The sequence below is a fragment of the Actinomadura violacea genome, assembly GCF_017573465.1.
Lineage (GTDB): Bacteria > Actinomycetota > Actinomycetes > Streptosporangiales > Streptosporangiaceae > Spirillospora > Spirillospora violacea.
This window is the reverse complement of the sequence record NZ_JAGEPF010000004.1, coordinates 141,572-160,044: the sequence shown is the minus strand read 5'-3', so window position 1 is coordinate 160,044 and position 18,473 is coordinate 141,572. Positions and strand designations below refer to the sequence as shown.

At 75.3% G+C, this 18,473-nt stretch carries 16 protein-coding genes; 7 read left to right on the top strand and 9 right to left on the bottom strand.

Annotated elements, in window-relative coordinates:
• Window positions 1–40: 40 nt before the first annotated feature.
• A complete protein-coding gene (locus J4709_RS06640; RefSeq protein WP_208238088.1) occupies window positions 41–805 on the bottom strand; it encodes a TetR/AcrR family transcriptional regulator in 765 nt (254 codons plus the stop codon).
• 94 nt (window positions 806–899) lie between these two features.
• Between J4709_RS06640 and J4709_RS06635 the strand changes: the two genes are divergently transcribed.
• The gene (locus J4709_RS06635; RefSeq protein ID WP_208238086.1) at window positions 900–1,937 is read left to right on the top strand and encodes an ATP-binding cassette domain-containing protein; all 1,038 of its coding nucleotides are present in this window, start codon (window positions 900–902) and stop codon (window positions 1,935–1,937) included.
• Window positions 1,934–2,773 (top strand): ABC transporter permease, encoded by an 840-nt coding sequence (locus J4709_RS06630; protein WP_307801039.1) that lies wholly within the window; start codon window positions 1,934–1,936, stop codon window positions 2,771–2,773. The genes J4709_RS06635 and J4709_RS06630 overlap by 4 nt, the downstream gene beginning before the upstream one ends.
• Here the strand turns inward: J4709_RS06630 and J4709_RS06625 are convergent.
• The 3 genes from J4709_RS06625 to J4709_RS06615 are packed head-to-tail and all read right to left on the bottom strand — an operon-like array spanning window position 2,770 to window position 4,854.
• Window positions 2,770–3,474, bottom strand: coding sequence for a hypothetical protein (locus J4709_RS06625; RefSeq protein WP_208238077.1), 705 nt, complete (start codon window positions 3,472–3,474; stop codon window positions 2,770–2,772). The genes J4709_RS06630 and J4709_RS06625 overlap by 4 nt on opposite strands.
• Before the next feature lie 55 nt (window positions 3,475–3,529).
• Window positions 3,530–4,252: an anti-sigma factor family protein gene (locus J4709_RS06620; RefSeq protein ID WP_208238075.1), complete on the bottom strand. Its 723-nt coding sequence runs from the start codon at window positions 4,250–4,252 to the stop codon at window positions 3,530–3,532.
• Window positions 4,249–4,854, bottom strand: coding sequence for a sigma-70 family RNA polymerase sigma factor (locus J4709_RS06615; protein WP_232383077.1), 606 nt, complete (start codon window positions 4,852–4,854; stop codon window positions 4,249–4,251). Before J4709_RS06615 ends, J4709_RS06620 begins: the two co-directional genes overlap by 4 nt.
• A 406-nt stretch (window positions 4,855–5,260) precedes the next feature.
• On the opposite strand from J4709_RS06615, the gene J4709_RS06610 reads away from it, so the two are divergent.
• Both J4709_RS06610 and J4709_RS06605 read left to right on the top strand, forming a co-directional pair.
• Window positions 5,261–5,977: a hypothetical protein gene (locus J4709_RS06610; protein WP_208238073.1), complete on the top strand. Its 717-nt coding sequence runs from the start codon at window positions 5,261–5,263 to the stop codon at window positions 5,975–5,977.
• Window positions 5,978–6,066: 89 nt separating this feature from the next.
• On the top strand, window positions 6,067–6,495 hold the full coding sequence (locus J4709_RS06605) for a PPOX class F420-dependent oxidoreductase (RefSeq protein ID WP_208238071.1): 429 nt from the start codon (window positions 6,067–6,069) through the stop codon (window positions 6,493–6,495).
• Window positions 6,496–6,549: 54 nt separating this feature from the next.
• Here J4709_RS06605 and J4709_RS06600 read toward each other — a convergent pair whose 3' ends face one another.
• Together J4709_RS06600 and J4709_RS06595 are read right to left on the bottom strand one after the other, a co-directional pair.
• Window positions 6,550–7,269, bottom strand: coding sequence for an SDR family oxidoreductase (locus J4709_RS06600; protein WP_208238069.1), 720 nt, complete (start codon window positions 7,267–7,269; stop codon window positions 6,550–6,552).
• 134 nt (window positions 7,270–7,403) lie between these two features.
• Entirely contained in the window at window positions 7,404–8,183 is a 780-nt protein-coding gene (locus J4709_RS06595) for a class I SAM-dependent methyltransferase (RefSeq protein ID WP_208238066.1), read from the bottom strand.
• A 70-nt stretch (window positions 8,184–8,253) separates the two neighbouring features.
• Between J4709_RS06595 and J4709_RS06590 the strand changes: the two genes are divergently transcribed.
• From J4709_RS06590 to J4709_RS06580, 3 genes are all read left to right on the top strand, one after another.
• The gene (locus J4709_RS06590) at window positions 8,254–8,817 is read left to right on the top strand and encodes a CGNR zinc finger domain-containing protein (RefSeq protein WP_208238064.1); all 564 of its coding nucleotides are present in this window, start codon (window positions 8,254–8,256) and stop codon (window positions 8,815–8,817) included.
• Window positions 8,818–8,959: 142 nt separating this feature from the next.
• Complete coding sequence (locus J4709_RS06585; RefSeq protein WP_208238062.1) at window positions 8,960–10,990, top strand: CehA/McbA family metallohydrolase; 2,031 nt, start codon at window positions 8,960–8,962, stop codon at window positions 10,988–10,990.
• 96 nt (window positions 10,991–11,086) lie between these two features.
• Window positions 11,087–11,545: an SRPBCC family protein gene (locus J4709_RS06580; RefSeq protein ID WP_208238060.1), complete on the top strand. Its 459-nt coding sequence runs from the start codon at window positions 11,087–11,089 to the stop codon at window positions 11,543–11,545.
• A gap of 109 nt (window positions 11,546–11,654) precedes the next feature.
• Here the strand turns inward: J4709_RS06580 and J4709_RS06575 are convergent, their stop codons facing one another.
• From J4709_RS06575 to J4709_RS06565, 3 genes are all read right to left on the bottom strand, one after another.
• Window positions 11,655–14,162, bottom strand: coding sequence for a GMC oxidoreductase (locus tag J4709_RS06575; RefSeq protein WP_208238058.1), 2,508 nt, complete (start codon window positions 14,160–14,162; stop codon window positions 11,655–11,657).
• Between the two features lies 1 nt (window position 14,163).
• Window positions 14,164–15,255, bottom strand: coding sequence for an alpha/beta hydrolase (locus tag J4709_RS06570; protein WP_208238056.1), 1,092 nt, complete (start codon window positions 15,253–15,255; stop codon window positions 14,164–14,166).
• A 136-nt stretch (window positions 15,256–15,391) separates the two neighbouring features.
• The gene (locus J4709_RS06565) at window positions 15,392–18,409 is read right to left on the bottom strand and encodes a helix-turn-helix transcriptional regulator (protein ID WP_232383076.1); all 3,018 of its coding nucleotides are present in this window, start codon (window positions 18,407–18,409) and stop codon (window positions 15,392–15,394) included.
• Window positions 18,410–18,473 lie beyond the last annotated feature (64 nt).

Genomic DNA, 18,473 nt, shown 5'->3' with positions numbered 1-18,473 from the left:
GACGGCCCGGATGAGGACGACACGCCGCAAGTGAACGTGTTCAGGCGCGGGAGGCGACGAGGACCTCGATGCCGTCGAGGATGCGGGCGAGGCCGAACTCGAAGGCGTGCGCGGGGCCGACGGCGGCGTTGTACTCCTTGCCGGCGGCGGTGCCGACGCGGTTGCTGAGCGGGTAGTCCTCCCCGCCGGTGTCGATCTCCTCCAGCAGCGGCGCGACGGCCTCCCACCACTGCGCGTCGGTCATGCCGCTGCGCCGCTCGGCCTCGGCGGCGTTGACCGAGACGCGCGCCGAGCTCTCGGCGAAGCCGGTGACGAGCGCGACGACCGAGTCCATCTCCAGGTCGGTGAGGCCGATGCCGTCGACGGCGCGCAGTTCGAACTCGTACTTGCCGAACACGGCGGGCCCCATCGGCGGGCGGACGGCGGCGACGTGCAGCAGCCACGGGTGGCGGTGGTACAGGTCCCAGTTGTCGCGGGCGATGTGCTCGAGCCGGGCCCGCCAGCCGCCCGCGGCGCCGTCGGCGGGGGTGAGCTCGGCCATCGCGCGGTCGAGCATGACGTCGATCAGCTCGGCCTTGCCGGGGACGTAGGTGTAGATCGACATCGGTGCGACGCCGAGCTCGTCGGCGATGCGGCGCATGGACAGCGCGTCCAGCCCCTCGGCGTCGGCGACGGCGATCGCGGTCCGGACGATCCGCTCGGCGGTGAGCTTGGGCTTGGGGCCGCGCTTGGGCCGGTCCGGCACGCCCCACAGCAGTTCCAGGCTGCGCCGGGGGTCGCCGTCCCCGCTGTACTCGGTCGTCACGTTCGCCATCCTCCCAGGGATGAAACTCTGTACGACGTACGTTATAGTCTCCGCGATGGTTAATCCGTATTGCGTACGGAGTTTCGGGAGACCCATGACAGAGACACAGTTCGCGGTCGACGCGGCCGGACTGCGCAAGACCTACGGCGGCACCGCCGCCCTCGACGGGCTGGACCTGCGGGTGCCCGCCGGCACCGTGCACGGCCTGCTCGGCCCCAACGGCGCCGGCAAGACCACCTGCGTGCGCGTGCTCGCCACGCTCGCCCGCCCGGACGGGGGCCGCGCCGCCGTCGCCGGGCACGACGTCGTCCGCGCCCCCGCCCTGGTCCGGACCCGGATCGGCCTCGTCGGCCAGTACGCCGCGGTCGACGAGGTGCTCACCGGCCGGCAGAACCTCGTCATGTTCGGCCGCCTGCACCACCTCGGCGTCCGCCGGGCGCGCCTGCGCGCCGGCGAGCTGCTGGAGCGGTTCGGGCTCGCCGACGCGGCCGACCGTCCCGCCGCCGGGTACTCCGGCGGCATGCGGCGCCGCCTGGACCTGGCCGCCGGGATGATCCTCGCGCCCGCCGTGCTGTTCCTCGACGAGCCGACCACCGGCCTCGACCCGCGCAGCCGCATCGAGGTGTGGGACGCGGTCCGCGCGCTCGCCGGCGGCGGCACCACGGTCCTGCTCACCACGCAGTACCTGGAGGAGGCCGACCGGCTCGCCGACGCGGTGTCGGTGGTCGACCGCGGCCGGGTGATCGCCGAGGGCTCGCCGGACCGGCTGAAGTCCCGGATCGGCGGCGACCACCTGCGGATCGTCGTCGAGGACCCCGGCGACCTCGGCACCGCCGCCGCCGTCGCCGGCCGCGTCTCGGCCGCCGAGCCGGAGGTGGACGCCGGATCCCTGGCGGTCGCCGCGCCCGTTCCCGACCGGGTCGCCGCGCTCACCGCCGCCGTCCGCGCGCTGGACGAGGCGGGCGTGCGGGTCGCCGACATCGGCGTGCGCCGTCCCACGCTCGACGAGGTGTTCCTGCACCTCACCGGAGGCCCGCCCCGAGGACAGGACGGGCCCGCGAAGGACGAGCCCGCGAAGGACGAGCCCGCGAAGGACGAGCCCGCGAAGAACGACGAGGAGGTCTCCGCGTGACCGTGGTCCCGCATGTCCCGCAGCTGCCGCGCACCCCGCTCGGGCGGCTGCGCTGGGCCGCCGCCGACGGCTGGACGCTCACGCTGCGCGCCCTCACCCACTGGGTGCGGCGCCCCGAGCAGCTGGCGATGAACCTGCTGTTCCCGGTGATGGTCGTGCTGATGATGGGCTACCTGTTCGGCGGCCAGATGGAGGTCCCCGGCGGGGACTACCGGGCGTTCATCGTCCCCGGCATGTTCGCCATGACGATGGTGTTCGGCGTCGAGAGCACCTTCACCGCGATCGCCGTCGACGCCGCCCGGGGCGTCGCGGACCGGTTCCGCGCGATGCCGATGGCGCCGTCGGCCGTCGTCGTCGGCCGCGGCGCCGCCGACCTGGTCGACTCGCTGCTCGTCCTCGCCGTCATGGCGCTGTGCGGCGTGCTGATCGGCTGGCGCGTGCACGGCGGGGCGGGCGCGGCGCTCGCGGGCCTCGGCCTGCTGCTGCTCCTGCGGTTCGCGCTGATCTGGGTCGGGGTCTACCTCGGCCTGGTCGCCAAGGGCCCCGAGTCGGTCATGATGATCCAGATCCTGGTGTGGCCGGTCGGGTTCCTGTCCAGCGCGCTCGTCGCGCCGAGCACCATGCCGGGCTGGCTGGGCGCCGCCGCCGAGTGGAACCCGATGTCGGCGACCGTCACCGCGTGCCGCGGCCTGTTCGGCGACCCGTCCCGGACGGCGCTGGCGAGCGGCTCATGGGCGGCCGGGCACAGCGTCCTGCTCGCGGTCGCGTGGCCGCTGGTGATCACCGCGGTGTTCTTCCCGCTGGCCGTCCGCCGCCACCGCGCCCTCGGTCGCTAGGGGAGGAGTCCGGCGCGGTGGCGGGCCAGCGCCAGCGCCGGATAGCACGCCTCAGGCAGCGGTTCCGTGCCGTTCAACGCGGCGCGGAGCCGCTCGCCCACGGCGGCGCCGTCGTAGGGCTGGACGACGCACAGCTCGGCTTGCATCGCCTGCCGCGCCGCCGTCATCAGCGCCGGGACGTCGCCGGCGATCACGACCTCGATGGGGGAGTCGCCGTAGGACAGCCGGACGGCGAGGGCGTGCATGCCCGCCGTGCCCGCGCCCTCGTAGCGGAACTCGCAGACCAGGCGGTCGCCGTCGAGCGGGCCCTCCTGGATCAGCCACGCCTGACCGGGGACGACCCGGCCCAGCATGCCCGTCCAGGGCGCCTCGGGGAGATCGCGCAGCGCGTCCGCCGCCTTGCCCGCGGCGGTGCGGCCGACGGCCGGGCCGATCGCGGCGAGCGCGCGCAGGAACGCGCGGGCGCCGGGCGTCGCCGCCGCCCGCAGCGACATGATCAGGTCGCCGAGCGCCGCGCGCCGGCCCGCCTCGTGCGGGGCGGCGGCCTCCAGCGTCCCGAGCTGCGCGGACGTCCACACCTCGGCCTGCAGCGCGCCGGGCAGCGCGGGCAGCGCGTCCGCCTCCCGGACGAACGCCGCGTAGACGTCGCGGAGGCCGGGCAGCATCAGCCGCGGGCCGGGCGACGGTCGGGTCCTGCTCATCCGACCAGCCTATTGGACGCGCCTCCGTGGTCCCCGTCACGCCCTGACCTCCCGGTCAGGCGGGGACGGTGAGCAGCGTCCGCCCTCGGGGGCCGAGCGTGCGGACCTCGAACCGGCTGATGTCGGCGGGCTTGACCGCGGCGCCGCCCTGCACGGTCAGCCGCGGCTGCGGCGACCCCGGCAGCCCGTACCCCTTGGCGGGCACGGACCAGCCCGCGACGGTGTGCGCGCGGCCCGCGCCGTCCACCGCGACCAGCTCGCATTCCAGCGGCCCGCGGACCTTGCCGAGCTGCAGCGCGACCCGGCTGCCCCAGGGGGTGCCCTGCATCGCGACGGTCCCGGACGCGCCCGTCCCCGCGTCCGACGCGCTCACCCGGCGCCCGTCGCGCAGCAGCGCCGCCGTCCCGTCGCCGCCGCCCGCCGCGGCGCGGGCGGGGGGCTTGTCGGCGCCGACGGCGTACCCGCCGCCGAGCGCCCCGGCCAGCAGGACGAGCCCCGCGGCGGCGCCCGCCAGCGCCCGCGCCGCGCGGCCGCGGCGCTCGCGCCGGATGCGCCGGTGCAGCAGCTCGGGGACCGGCGCCGGCTCGGGCAGGCCGCCGGGCGCCTCGGCGATCGGGCCGATGCCGTCCAGCGTCGCGGCGACGCCGCTGAGCGCCGCCAGTTCCTCGTGGCAGGGCAGGCAGGCCGACAGGTGCGCCTCGAACGCGCGCCGGTCCGGCTCCTCCAGCAGGCCGAGGGCGTAGGCGCCGACGTCGACGTGCGCGGCGGGCGCGGTCATGGCGTCACGCCCCTCTCCTCCAGGGCGACCCGCAGCGCCCGCAGCGCGTAGTAGACGCGCGACTTCACGGTCCCGACCGGGATGCCGAGGCGCCGGGCGGCCTCGTTCACCGACCGGTCCCGGAAGAAGGTCTCGTTGAGGACCTCGCGGTGCGCGGGCGACAGCGCGAGCAGCGCCTCGGAGACGACGACCGAGCGCAGCAGATCCTCCAGCCCGTCGGGGACGCGCATGTTCTCCAGCGGCCCCTCGCCCGCCTCCTGCGGGCGGGCGTTCTTGCGGCGCTGGTCGTCGATCACGATCCGGCGCGCGACGGTCGCCAGCCACGGCAGCAGCGACGCGGCGTTCTCATCGAGCTGGTGCGCGCTGCGCCAGGCGCGGATCATCGTCTCCTGCACCACGTCCTCGGCCCAGTGCCGGTCGCCGCCGGTGAGCCGCAGCACGAACGACAGCAGCGGCCGGCCGTACACCCGGTACAGCTCGGTCACGATCACCTGGTCGTCGACCGCGCCGGCGGGCCGCGGGCCGCGGAACCAGCTCCACGGGCCGGCCGCGGCGGGCGGGCGGGCGCGGGACGGCGCTGCGGTGGACGATCTGTTGGCCATCGTGCTCTCCGGCGGGTGCGGGGGCGGGGACGCGGCGCACGGGACGGTGCGCGGGTGCGCCGGGTGTCGCGTCGGGAGGCAGTACGCGACGGGGGCGACGGCCGGTTCAAGCGGGACCGGAAACGGCATCGGGCCCGCCGGGCACGCGCCGCTTTCGCGGCGGTTATTCCGGTAGCGCCCTACCTGGTTCGCTAGGTATTACTTACTTGAGGGCGCCGAGGGCGCCGCCGTCCCGTCCAAGTGGCCGCGAAGAGACGTCACACGAGAGCGGAGGAGACGACGCACGACCCCCCTTTGACACCGGACGACCGCGGCGATCCTCCATCAGGCAACACTCACTCCACAGTGGAGCGAATGCGGGGCAACCGGCCCTTTGTTTGCTCGGAGGACGAGGGGCGGATTCGGAGTGGAAGGGAACGAACGGCACCCGCTGCACTACCGCCTGCTGATGGCGGTGGACATCCAGGGGTACAGCAAGCGCGACACCAGCGAGCAGCTGCTCGCGCAGCGCCAGCTGTCGGACGCGCTGGACCGCGCCGCGCGCGGCGTCGGCCTCGACCGGGCCCGCTGGGGCAAGCAGGTCGGCGGCGACGGCGAGCTGGCCACGCTGCCGGACGGGATCGACCCCGCGCCGGTGGCGGGCGACTTCGTCATCGGGCTCGCGGGCGCGCTGCGCGAGACCAACCGGGCCGCGCTCGAGGCGGGCGCCCGGTTCCGGCTACGGGTGCGGCTGTCGCTGCACCACGGCACGCTGACCGCCGGGCCGTTCGGGCCCGCGGGCGACGCGCCCATCGTCGTCCAGCGGCTGCTGGACGCGGGGCCGCTGCGCCGCCTGCTGGCCAGCGACCCCGAGCGCGACCTGGCCTACGTGGTCTCGGACTCGCTGTTCGACGACGTCGTCCGCACCGGGTTCTGCGCGCTGCGCCCGGAGGCGTTCCAGGCCGTGAAGGTCACCGCCAAGGGCGCGGTGTTCCGCGGCCACATCCTCACCGACCGGGCGGCGCTCGCCCCGGCGGGCGGCCCCGGCGGCGAGAGCGGCGGGACCGGCGGGGCCGGCGGGCCGGGCGGGGGGCCGGGCGGCGACGCCCGCGTGTTCGACTTCCCGGCGCTGGCGGCGCGCTGACCGGTGGTGTCCGGGACCGTCTCCCCGGGAAGTGATCGGGACCGGGCGCGGTCGTACCCTGGAAACGATCACGACCCGGGAGGCGGACGATGGCGGACGACGCGGCGCTGGTGAAGCTGCTGCAGGAGCGCGACCTCGGCGTGCTGGCCACGCTCAAGCGGGACGGGCGGCCCCAGCTGTCCAACGTCAACTACCACTTCGACGCGGGGTCCCGGCTGATCCGCGTCTCGATCACCGCCGACCGGGCCAAGGCCCGCAACCTGCGCCGCGACCCGCGCGCGAGCCTGCACGTCAGCGCGCCGGACGGCTGGTCCTACGCGGTCGCCGAGGGGACCGCGGAGCTGACGGCGGTCGCCGCCGACCCGCACGACGCGGCCGTGGACGAGCTGGTCGAGGTGTACCGCGACATCCGCGGCGAGCACCCCGACTGGGACGAGTACCGGCGGGTGATGGTGCAGGACGGGCGGCTGGTCCTGAAACTGCACGTCGAGTACCTGTACGGGATGGCCCGCTCCTGACCGGCGTTCCCGGCGGCGGGGCCGGGCCGGCGACGGCCGCCCGGCCCCGCGCCGTCAGTGCACCTGACCGGACGGCCGCAGCACCACGGAGTTGACCTCGACGCCCGCCGGCTGCGCCAGCGCCCACACGATCGACTCCGCGACGTTCTCCGACGTCATGATCGGCCCGTCCGGCGCGCCGCCGCTGCCCCGGGAGTCCCAGAACGGCGACTCGACCCGTCCGGGGGAGACGAGCGTGACGCCGACGCCCGAGCCGGTGACCAGCACCCGCGCGTTCTCCGCCAGCGCCGACACGGCGAACTTGGTGACCGAGTAGAAGTTGCCGGGCGTGTTCTTCACGCCCGCGGTGCTGCCGACCAGCACGATCCGGCCGCCGGCGGCGCGCAGCGCGGGCAGCGCCGCCCTGATCAGCACGGCCGGGCCGAGCACGTTGGTCAGCAGCATCTCCCGCCACTGCTCCGGGTCGCCGTTCGCCAGGTCGTCGTGCGTGGAGAACCCGGCGTTGGCGACGACGTGGTCCAGCCGCCCGAACCGCCCGACCGTCCCGTCCACCGCGGCGCCGACCGCCGCGGGGTCGGACGCGTCGCCCGGGAAGAGCAGCAGCGCGTCCCCGGCGCCGGCCTCGGCGGCGAACGCCTTCAGCCGGTCCTCGCCGCGACCGGTGATCGCGACGCGGTGGCCGCGGCCGAGCAGCAGCCGGACGGTGGCCGCGCCGATCCCGCTGCCGCCGCCGGTGACCAGGGTGACCGGGGCGTCCTGTCCCGCTGTGCTCATCGTCGATCCTCACCGTCGCCGGGCGCCGCCGCCGTCCGGCGGACGCGAACGATCATGAGCGTACGGCCTGCCGGTCCGTCCAGGCCAAGCGGCGTGCCCGCGCCCCGGACCGGGGCGCGGGCACGGGGCGCCGGTCAGCCGGCGAGCAGGGCGGCGAGCAGGCGGTTGTCGCCGTGCTGCCACAGGGTGCCGACCTCGGCGAAGCCGGCCGCGCGCAGCGCCTCGGCGTGCGCGGACAGCAGCCGCGACGGCGAGCCGTGGTGGCCGGTCACCTCCTCGGTGCTCGCGCCGCGCAGCTCGGCGAACGCGGGGTCGGCGCCGATCGCCTCCCACCACTGCTCCCAGTTCTCCGGGCGGGCGCCGGCGGCGGCGTGGCGCGCCCGCCGCCGCTCGCCCAGCGCGTCGTCCAGCCCGGCAAGACCGGGCGTGACGTCGTCGACGTGCAGGTTGTCGCCGTTGAGGAACAGTCCGCCGGGCCGCAGCAGCGTCGCCAGCTCGGCGTAGACGACGCGCAGGCCGGCGGGGGAGATCCAGTGCAGCGCGGTGGTGGAGACGGCGACGTCGGCCTGCCGGGGCAGCCGCAGCCGCGCGGCCCAGCCGGGTTCGCGCAGGTCGAGCGCGGTGAAGGCGATGCCGTCCCGGCCGGCGTGCACGGCGCGGCCGAGCGAGAGCAGGAGCGGGTCGGTGTCGATGGCGACGACGGTGGCGCCGGGGATCCGGTCCAGGATCCGGCCGGCCAGCGAGCCGGGCCCGCAGCCGAGGTCCAGCACGAGCGGGTCGGGGCGGCCGGCGGCGGCCTCGACCGCGTCGATCATCGCGGTGAAGCGCTCCTCGCGGTCGGGCACGTAGCCCTCCTGCTGGGCGTCCCAGCGCGCGATCCAGGTGCCGGCGGTCTCCTGGTCGAGCAGCGTCATGGCCCCTCCTGTGACTGTCATGTAGCCTTTGAACGGTTACACGCTAAACCGGAAAGGCGTAACTGGTCAAGTGAACTTCAACAGTCACACCGATGGCGTGGTGGCGGACACCGTCGCGCTGGTCAACGCGCTCACCGAAGGGGAGAGCCGCGGCCGCCCGCACACCGTGCCCGACGCCGTCGCCGCGGGCGAGGCGTTCCTCGAGCGGGCCGGCTGGCCGCGCCGGCTCACCGCCGCCCAGGCCGCCGAGCTGGCCGCCGTCGCCCGCGAGCTGCGCGCCGTCTTCGAGGCCGTCACCGCCGGCGACCTCGACGCCGCCGCCGAGCGGGTCAACCGCCTGCTGGAGGAGACCCAGGCCAGGCCCCGCCTCGAACGCCACGACGGGGAGCCCTGGCACGTGCACTTCCACGGCGTCGGCGACACCATCACCGCCGACTGGGGCGCGTCCTGCGCGACCGGCCTCGCCGTCGTCCTCGGCGGCGAGCTCTACGACCGCCTCGGCGTGTGCACCGCGCCGCACTGCGACCGCGTCTACGTCGACACCTCCCGCAACGGCAAGCGCCGGTTCTGCTCGACCGCCTGCCAGAACCGCGTCAAGACCGCAGCGTTCCGTGCGCGCGCGCAGACGACATAACCCCCGCGGAGCATGATCCATATACGCGGTGGTGCATTCGCCCACCCGCGGCGTGGAAGGCGCACCCGGGGCCGGAAGCGGCCCTAGGCGACGTACCGGTTCCGTGCAACGCTGACGGTCCCCCCACCACCGGGAGACGACGATGTGCGACGCCGATCCGGCGGTACCGGCCGCGGTCGCGAGGGCCCTGGAGGAGTACCGGGAACTGCTGCGCGAGCACGGACCGACCTGGGGAGAGCCCGCCAACGGCTTCGTCCGGCAGATCGAGACGAGCGCCTTCCTGCTGGACGAGACCGACTTCTGGATCACCGGCCTCCAGCAGCTCCTCGCACGCCACCCGGACGCGACGCCGGAGGAGATCGACGCGCGCGTCCCCGAACTCGTCGCCGCCGAGGTCGTCCGCGACGCCCTCGCCGGACGCGTCCTGGACAACCTCGCCGCGCTGCGCCTCACCCCGGACGGTGCGTCCCTGGAGACCGTCCCGCGCACCCTGCCCGACGGGCGGGAACTGCGCACCACGCTCCTCATCGACTCCTCCCGCACGTCGCCCGCCACCGTCCGCGTGGACGGCGCCGACCACGCGATCCCGCCCGGCGGCGTCCGGCTCGTCCCCCTCACCTCCGGCAGCCGCGTCACCGCCGACGGCACGCCGGTCGCGCTCGACGCGCTGGTCCGGCGCGTCCCGACCGGGCGGCTGCGGCTGCGCGCCGGGTTCCCCTGCCGCTGGACGGTCGTCGGCGCCGACGGCCAGGGCTGGTACCCCAGCGGTGCGCCGGAGCGGATCGACGCGCACCGCACGCCCTACTTCCACGGCGACGACGTCGTCCTCGACGTCCCCGCCGAGCCGCTCACCGTCCGCGTCACCCGTGGCATGGAGCACGACACCGCCGAGAAGGCCGTCATCCCGGCGGCCGGGGAGGAGACCGTCGTCGAGCTCGCCCCGCAGCGGCTCTACGACGCGGCCGCCAAGGGCTGGTACGGCGGCGACATGCACGTCCACATGAACTGGACCGGCGACACCGTCGGTACGCCCGCACATGCCGCCGCCGTGCAGCAGGGCGAGGACCTGCACGTCCTCAACCTCGTCGCCGGGAACGTCGCGGGCGACCGCGTCTACGACCGGGAGGCCCTGGAGCACTGGGCCGGCGACGACCTTCCCTGGTCCGACGCCACCCACCTCGCGCGGCTCGGCGTCGAATACCGCAACGACCTGCTCGGCCACCTGTACGCGTTCGGCGTGGACGCGCCGCCAGGCCGCTACCACACCGGGTTCCTCGGCGCCCCCGACTGGCCGCCGAACGGCGACGGCTACCGCGAGCTGCGCGAACGCGGCGCGCTCATGGGCTACAGCCACCCGTTCCACCTCCCCGCGGACGACGCCGACCCGCCCGCCGCGCTGCTGACCTCCGGCCGCAACTGCTCGGCCCGCGAGATCGTCGCCGACGCCGCGCTCGGCCTCCTGGACTCCCTCGACGTCGTCAACCACTCCTCGATCCAGGCCACCGCCGTCATGTACCGGCGGCTTCTCGGCGCCGGCAACCGGCTCGCCGCCACCGCCGGGACGGACGCGATGCTGTCCTTCCAGCGGCGCGGCAACCAGTCCAGCCCGCCCGGCTGGGGACGCGTCTACGCCCGCGTCGACGGCCCCCTCACCGCGGCGTCGTTCGCCGACGCCGTCCGGGGCGGCCGCACCTTCGCCACCACCGGCCCCTGGCTGGAGCTGGAGGTGAACGGGCACGGCCCCGGCGCCGTCCTCGACCTCGCGGCCGGCGACCGCGTCACCGTGACGGCCCGGACCGTCGGCCCCGAGGTGGCGGGCGTCCAGCTGCGGACCGCCGACGGCGTCATCGCCGAAGGCCCGCCCGGCGAGGTCACCGCCGAGTTCACCGCCGAGCACCCCACCTACGTCGTCGCCGTCGCGTCGGGGCCGCCGCACCCGCGGTCGATGAGCCGCGGCGGCGCGTACGCCCACACCAGCCCCGTCCACCTGCACCTGGACGGCCGGCACGTGGCCCGCGCCGACGACCTGCGCTGGTGCCTGGACTACCTCGACGGCCTGGAGGAGATGATCCGCGGCGCCGCCCGCCTCGACGGGCCCGGGCAGCTCGCCGCCCACCTCGACCTCCTCGACCGCGCCCGCGCCGTCTACGGGAGCCGGCTCGCCGCGCCCTGACGTGCCGTGAAGGGCCGCCGTGACGCGCCGTGAAGGGCTTGTGCGCCGGTACCCGGCTGGCTACCGTTCGGTAGTCACGACGGGGAGAGGCCCACCATGCCCTACGAGATCGAGGCGACCGCCGCCACCACCGCCACGCCCGGCGAGATCTTCCGGCACCTCGCCGTGCCCGAGGCGTGGGGCGCGTGGGGCAGGTTCCCCACCCCCGCCAAGCAGACCCGCAAGGGCGACACCACCACCTACGGCGTCGGCGCCGTCAAGACGATCTGGCCCGCTGCCGAGCAGACCGTCGCCTACGAGCCCGACACCCACTTCGGCTACATCGCGCTCAAGGGCCTGCCCGTCCGCCACTACCGCTGCGACGTGTACCTCGACCAGCGCGGCACCGGCACCTTCATCCGCTGGCACGCCGAGTTCGAGCCGCTGGTCCCCGGCACCGGCGCGGTGCTGCGCCTCGGCCTGAAGGCGATGATCGACGCCTTCAGCCGCTGGCTGCCCGCGCACGCCGAGCACTGCCCGCCCGACTGCCCCGCCCGCCGCGCCGGCGACCTCTAGCCGCCCTTTGCCGCCGGGCGGTCCGCCGCCAAAACGGTCCACCAAGAAAAAGGTGCAGGCCGAGAGCACCCCGCAGTTCCCTCGGCCTGCACGATCGAGCCCCCCTCGATCAGCCCGCGTGGTCCGGGCCGTACACCTCCCACAGCTCCCCGGCGAAGAACCGGCCGAACCGCAGCAGCGATTCCAGGCCGTCCGGGCCGGACGTGCGGAACGTCGCCAGCTGCCGCGCGAAGTCGGTCAGCTGGATGTGCAGGACGCCCGCCCCCGCGACCGGCGCCCCGTCCTCCGCCTCCTCCGGGACGTGCCCCTCCAGCAGCCGCACGTACAGCGTGGAGGTGTCCGGCCAGATCCGCGTCGGCGGACCGTGCAGGACGTTCTTGCGCCCCGCGAGGGTGAGCGGCCGGCCCGCCCCGTCGGTGAAGTACAGCCGGTACTTCATCAGCCGGCGGTCCTCCCCGCCGTCCGGGACGAACAGGTCGAACCACCCCCGCTCCACCTCGCGGCGCCCCCCGTGCCCCGCCGCGTCGACCCACCCCTCGGCCGTCGCGGTGTGGCCCGGCTCGCGCAGGAACCGGTCCACGTCGTGCGCGGTGATCGTCAGCCGGAACGCCAGCGGGATCCGCCCGCCGGCCAGCTCCCCGGCCCGCGGGTCGCGCTCCCCGAAGGTGATGAACCCCTTCATCTCCTCGGTGAACGACAGCGACGTACGGCCGGGCGCCGCGGCGGACGGTCCCCCCGGACCCCCGCGGCTCCCCGAGCCCTGGCCGTACGCCGAGTCGCGCCCCGCCCCGTCCGGCGAGCCGGCACCCCCGGCCGGCTCGGCCCCCGTGTCGGACGGGACGGTCCCCGCACCCTGCGCCCCCGAATACTCCGCCCCCGTGCCTGCCGCCACCGGAGTCCCTGCCCCGCCCGCACCCCCGCGGGCGGGCAGGTCCTCCAGCAGCCGCGTCGCGAGCCGGTCGGCCTGCGCCGCGATCGTGAGCGAGGGATTCGGGCCCACCGGGCCCGGCATCGCCGCCCCGTCGGCGATGTACAGGCCCGGGAACCCGAACACCTCGCCGAAGGCGTCGCAGACGCCCTCGCCCGGATGCGCCCCCATCGGGGCGCCGCCCAGCGGATGCACCGTGACGATCCGCTTGCGGAACCACATCGGGTTGTCGGCGTAGTGCGCGCCGAGCACGTCCGCGATGCCCTGCATGGTCTTGCGGACGCGGGTGAACAGCGCCTCGCTGGTCTCAGTCGTCCAGTCCGCGGCGAGCCGGCCGTCCTTGAGGTGCAGCCGCCCGTCCGCGGTGTCGCGGCCCATGCCGAGCAGCGGCAGCGAACTGACCGTCAGCGCCCCGTCCCCGATCAGGTCGGAGATCTCTTTGGACAGGTTGGTGTCCGGCGCGTCCTTGTAGAACTCGGTGAACCGCCCCCACAGGAACTTCACGGCCCGCTCGATCTCGTGGCCGGTGTCGAAGCCCTGCACGATCCAGTCGGTGAAGCCGGGGTAGCCGCCGTCCTCGATGTAGGCGCCGCGGCCCGCGCCGGGCACCCCGTCGACCTCGTCGGGCAACCGGATCGCGGTGGTGATCACCGGGCCGCGTGCGGCGTCCAGCGGGCGGACCCGGTTGCGGTCCTTGGCGTTCAGCAGGAACGTCAGCAGGTCGCCGTTGCCGCTGAACCGGCTGCCGAGCGCCTCGCTGAGCCCCGGGAACGCCTCCCGCGACTTCAGCAGCAGGAACGTCGTCCCGTAGGTGCCGGCGCCGAGGATCAGCCGGTCGCAGGAGATCGTGAAGACCTCCGGCCGCTTCTCCTTGGCGGCGAGGTCGGCGTGGTGGACGTAGTCGACCTCGTACCCGCCGCCCGGCCGCGGCCGGATCGCCTTCACCTCGTGCGAGGTGCGGATGTCGGCGCCGTGGTGCGCCGCCGCGGACAGGTAGGTGTGGTCGAGGCTGTTCTTGGCGCCCTCGTTGCAGCCGATGTCGCACTCGCCGCACAGCCGGCACGTCCGCCGCCCGACGCCGTGCAGGTTGCCGTAGGCGGGGTCGGCGATCGGCAGGCCGACCCCGGGGGTGCCGCCGGGGCGGTCGGCGAAGCTCACCGCCAGCGGCGGCAGCGTGATGTCCAGGCCCAGCTCGGCGGCCGCGTCCTGCATCGCGTGCGTCTTCGGGGTGTCGTCGAACGGCGCCCGGTCCAGCGGGTACGGCGTCGCGCCGAGCATCTTCTCGACCGCGTCGTAGTGCGGGTCGAGGTCGGCGCGGGAGATCGGCCAGGACTCGTACCCGCCGCCGCGCATCGGCTCGTCGTGCACGAACCAGTGCTCGTCCTTGCGCAGCAGCACGTTCGCGTAGATCAGCGAGCCGCCGCCGAGGCCGGACGACACGACGGAGTCGCAGCCCTGGAAGCTCCACACGTCGAACATCCCGTACAGCCCGGCCGCCGGGTCCCAGAACGCGCGGCCCATCTGCGCGGGGGAGCGGGGGAAGCCGCCCGGCGGGTACGGCTGCCCGCGCTCCAGCAGCACCACCTGCCGGCCGGCCTCCGCCAGCCGGTACGCGGTCACCGAACCGCCGAACCCGGAGCCGACGACGACGGTGTCGGCGTGCTCGGCGCTTCCGCGGGGGGCGCCCATGTCAGCCCGCCTTCCGCTTGAGGAAGTCCAGCACCTGCGGGAACACCTCGGCGGCGGACGCGGCGCCCATGAACGGGTCCTGGTGCCCGTAGCCGGGGAGGATCTCCAGCTCGTGCAGGCCGGGCGTGACCGCCTCGAGCATGCGATGGCAGACGATGTTGGAGTCGGTGAACACGTGGTTGCGGTCTCCGGTGAGGAACAGGATCGGGGTCGTGACGTCGGCGGCGCCCTCGAGGTAGTCGGCGGGCAGGGCGGCGTGGCGGGGGTCGCGCGGGTCGTACTTCACCGCGCGGCCGGCCTTCACCATCTTGTGGACGTGCCGGTAGTAGTGCACGCCGACGGAGCCGAACAGGTCCGGCAGCCGGCCGTGCGTGACCGGCGACATCTTCGCGTGCGTGAAGATCGGCTTGCCGCCGCCCCACATGAAGCTGAGCATGTGGCAGGCGGGCTCGTCGCAGCCCGGGTGGAACGGCCCGACCGCCTTGGCGATCATCCAGCCGCGGGTCAGCACGGGTGCGGTGCCGTACCGCGGGTCGAGGTGCGAGGGGCCGAGCACGTACTCCAGCGCCGCCGGCCCGTACCCGAGCTTGATCCTCGACCAGCGCGACGTCCGCGGCGTCAGCGCGACGCTGTTGCAGGTCAGGCTGGTGATGCCGGTGACGGTTCCGGCGAACACCGCCATCGCGAACGACACCGATCCGAGGCAGTGCGTGATCACGTGCACCCGGCGGTCCCCGATGTGCCGGCGCAGCTCGGCGAGCGCGGCCGGGTGGTCGTACTGCGCGACGTCGTCGAGGGTGAAGCGGTGCGTCTCGGCGTCGTAGGGGAACCGGCCGCTCATCCGGAAGTCCAGCGCCCACACGTCCCCGAACCCCGAGTCGTGCAGGAAGTTCACCAGGTTCTCGTGCTCCGGCATGATGTACATGTCGCTGGAGGTCGTGAGCCCGTGCACCAGCAGGACGACGTCGTCGCAGTCGGCGCGGCGGAAGCGGGTGAGGTTCAGGCCGAGGCCGTCCTCGGTCGCGAAGGGGTGCACGGAGACCTCGGCGTCGGCGACGCCCGCGTGCGTGAAGCGCGCGATCCGCTGGTCCATGGCATTCCCTCCGGCTTCCTGACGCCCCAACCTTGCCAAACGCGGTCGTCCGCCCGGCATCGTGGAGAACCCGTACTTACGTGCGATGGGGGACGCGGTGTCCCGGATGACCACGTACGTGCAGTTAGAGGCTCGTTCAGCCCGTCCGGTTCATGGCGGTCGCCACCCCGACCCGGGACGGCACGCCGATCTTGGCGAACACCCGGGACAGGTGCGTCTCGACCGTCCGGACGCTGAGGAACAGCCGCTCGGCGATCTGCTGGTTGCTGCACCCCTCCGCGACCAGCAGCGCGATCTCGTGCTCGCGGGGCGACAGCCCGAACGGCAGGTCGCCCTTGCCGGCGCCCTTGCGGCCCTTGGCGGGGGCGGTGCGGCCGCCGCCCGGCACCCGCACGCCGAGCCGCCGCTGCTCCCGGACGGCCTGCGCGTGCAGCCCGTCCATCCCGCACTCCTCGAAGACCTCCGCGGCGGCGCGCAGCCGCTCGCGGGCCTCGGCGCGCTCGTCGGCCGCCGCGTGCGCGATCCCGGCGGTCAGGTCGGCGCGCGCGGCCTCCGGGCGGCGCCCGGCGCCCGCCAGCATCCCCGCCCCCTCCGCCGCGAGCCGCGCGGCGCCCGCCGGGTCGTCCACCCGGACGGCGTGCGCCCGGGCCAGCCGCGCCAGCCCGACGTCGCCGGTCAGCGCCGGGTGCGCGATGGCCTCGGCGATGTCGGCCCAGCCGGCGGCGCCCGCGCCGTCCCCGGCGGCGGCCCGCGCGCAGGACAGCTGCTCGGCGCACATCACCAGCGTGCTGAAGTCCAGCCCGTTCGTGCCGTCGCCGCACGCCTCGACCAGGGCCTGCGCGCCCTCCTCGGTGCGGCCCGCGTTGATCGTCGCGGTGGCGAGCGCGACGTGCGCCATGTGCGTCCACCACTCGCCCGACCCGGTGTCCTGCGCGACGGCCTCCTCGCCGGCCCGCAGCGCCCGGTCGTGGTCGCCGGTCCAGCTCGCCGTCAGGCACTGCTGGATCAGCCCGTAGGCCATCACCTCGGGGGAGCGCAGCTCGCGGCCGACCGCGGTGGCCTCGTCGGCGGCGGCCGCGGCCTCCTCCAGCCGGCCCTGCAGCATCAGCACACGGGACAGCCCGGCCAGCATGTAGCCGAGGATGAACGTCTGCCCCGTCGCGCGGGTGATCGCCACCAGCCGGGTGGCGTGCCGGACCGCGCTGTCGTGCAGTCCGAGGAACGCCTCGGCGAACACCAGCCAGACCATGTAGTCCAGGCAGTCGGCGAAGTCGCCGTCGGACGCGGCGGAGAACCGCTGGTCGGCGGCCTCGGCGTAGGCGATGGCCTCCGCGACCTCGCCGCGCCCGTAGGACACCATCGGCCGCATCGCCGCGACCGCCGCGACGAGGCCCGGCCCCCACTGCGGTGCGCTCTCGGGGATGGTCTCCAGGACGGCGTGGGAGCCGCGGGTGTCGATCCGCTGGATCCGGTCGGCGACCAGGCGGATCCGCAGCAGCACCGCCTCGGGGGTCTGCCGGTCGGTGATGCGGCGCAGCTCGTCCAGCACCAGGGCGCGGGCCTCGTGGATGCGGCCGATCTGCCGGTCCATCACCGCGCACAGCTGCACCGTGCGGGCCCGCCGGACGGTGTCGTCGGGCGGCAGCAGGCTCAGCAGGGTGCGGGCCGTCTCGCGGCCCTCCTCGGCGTGCCCGCTGACCGCCTGCGCGTGCGCCAGCTCCACCAGCAGCTGGATCCGGTCCGGGTAGGCGCCGTCGCCGCCCGCGCCGTTCGCGGACGCGCCATTGGCGGACGCGCCATTGGCGGACGCGCCGTTCGCGGACCCGCCGGACGGGTCCGTGCCGTCCGGCATCAGGCGCAGCGCCGCCTCCAGCCAGTACGCGGCGGTGCCGGGCGCTTGGAGCGCGACAACGCGGGCCGCCTCGACGAGCGTCCAGATCGCCTCGCGGTCGCCGAACCGCGCCGAGCGCAGCACGTGGTGGGCGCGCACCGCCGCCGGGGCGCCGAGCGCGGCGAGCCGCGCCGACACCCGCGAATGCGCCGCGAACCGCCAGCCCGCCGCCGTCGAGGCGTACGCGACGTGCCGCACCAGCGGATGCCGGAACCGGAACCGGCCGCCCGCGGTCGGGCGGACGACGTCGTGCGCGGTCAGTGCGTCCAGCGCGGCGAGCGCGTCCTCCTGCGCCATCTCCGCGGCGACCGCCGCCAGCGCCGGCTCGAACACGTCCGCGGCGACGGCGGCGCCGCGCGCCATCAGCAGCGCCTCGGGCGGCAGCGCGCTCAGCTCGACCTGCAGGGCGGTCCGGACGGCGGGCGGCACCTCGGTCAGGTTCGCCACGCCGCGCTCCCAGTCGTGCCGCTCGATCCCGTCCTCGCCGAGGAGCCGGTCGTCGCGGCGGCCCATCCGGGCCAGCGCCTCCAGGTAGAACGGGTTGCCGCCGCTGGCCTTGTAGAGCTGCTCGCAGCGGGGGCGGGGGACGTCCGGGCCGAGGAACTCCGCGACCTCGTCGCGATTCAGCGGGTCCACCGGCACCCGGGTGCCGACGAGCCCGGCCGCGTCGGCCAGCGCCGCCAGCCGCGGCGACGCCTGCGCGGGCCGGTAGGCGACCGCGACCAGCACGTTCGCGCGCGGCGGGTGCCGGACGAGGTGGTCCATCAGCTCGATGGTGGCGTCGTCGGCCCAGTGCAGGTCGTCGAGGATCAGCACCAGCCCGGACGGTGCGGCGAGGCGTTCCAGCAGGTGCCGGACACTGCGGTGCAGCTGGTAGCGGGCGACCGGGTCGGCGGCGCCGTCGGGGGCGTGCCCGGCGCCGGTGCCGGCGACGCGGTCGGCGAGCGCGGGGAAGACGGTGCCGAGCAGCCGCAGCGCGGCGGGGGACAGCTCGGGGACGTCGTCCTCGAGCCGGTCGTCGAGCGCGTCGACGACGGCGCCGAACGGCATCTCCTGCTCGAACTCGGCGGCGCGTCCGGCCAGGTAGGGCAGCTTGCGGGCGCTCGCGCCGTCGGCCAGCTCGTTCAGCAGCCGGGTCTTGCCGGCGCCGGGCTCGCCGACCAGCGCGAGGAAGCCGTAGCCCGTGGCGGCCGCGTCCAGGGCGCGGCTCAGCGCGCCGAGCGCGTCCCGTCGCCCCACCAGCGGAGCACCGGCGTCGCTCATGTCCACACCCCAACAGAGACAGGCGGCCGACACGCCGTGATCATGCTTGTCGTCGTTGTTCCCG

What these genes read in the sequence shown, in the direction of transcription:
- J4709_RS06635 (WP_208238086.1), top strand. Translation starts at nt 900, where the DNA reads ATGACAGAGACACAGTTCGCGGTCGACGCGGCCGGACTGCGCAAGACC.
- J4709_RS06625 (WP_208238077.1), bottom strand. Translation starts at nt 3,474, where the DNA reads ATGAGCAGGACCCGACCGTCGCCCGGCCCGCGGCTGATGCTGCCCGGC.
- J4709_RS06620 (WP_208238075.1), bottom strand. Translation starts at nt 4,252, where the DNA reads ATGACCGCGCCCGCCGCGCACGTCGACGTCGGCGCCTACGCCCTCGGC.
- J4709_RS06615 (WP_232383077.1), bottom strand. Translation starts at nt 4,854, where the DNA reads ATGGCCAACAGATCGTCCACCGCAGCGCCGTCCCGCGCCCGCCCGCCC.
- J4709_RS06605 (WP_208238071.1), top strand. Translation starts at nt 6,067, where the DNA reads ATGGCGGACGACGCGGCGCTGGTGAAGCTGCTGCAGGAGCGCGACCTC.
- J4709_RS06600 (WP_208238069.1), bottom strand. Translation starts at nt 7,269, where the DNA reads ATGAGCACAGCGGGACAGGACGCCCCGGTCACCCTGGTCACCGGCGGC.
- J4709_RS06595 (WP_208238066.1), bottom strand. Translation starts at nt 8,183, where the DNA reads ATGACGCTGCTCGACCAGGAGACCGCCGGCACCTGGATCGCGCGCTGG.
- J4709_RS06585 (WP_208238062.1), top strand. Translation starts at nt 8,960, where the DNA reads ATGTGCGACGCCGATCCGGCGGTACCGGCCGCGGTCGCGAGGGCCCTG.
- J4709_RS06580 (WP_208238060.1), top strand. Translation starts at nt 11,087, where the DNA reads ATGCCCTACGAGATCGAGGCGACCGCCGCCACCACCGCCACGCCCGGC.
- J4709_RS06575 (WP_208238058.1), bottom strand. Translation starts at nt 14,162, where the DNA reads ATGGGCGCCCCCCGCGGAAGCGCCGAGCACGCCGACACCGTCGTCGTC.
- J4709_RS06570 (WP_208238056.1), bottom strand. Translation starts at nt 15,255, where the DNA reads ATGGACCAGCGGATCGCGCGCTTCACGCACGCGGGCGTCGCCGACGCC.
- J4709_RS06565 (WP_232383076.1), bottom strand. Translation starts at nt 18,409, where the DNA reads ATGAGCGACGCCGGTGCTCCGCTGGTGGGGCGACGGGACGCGCTCGGC.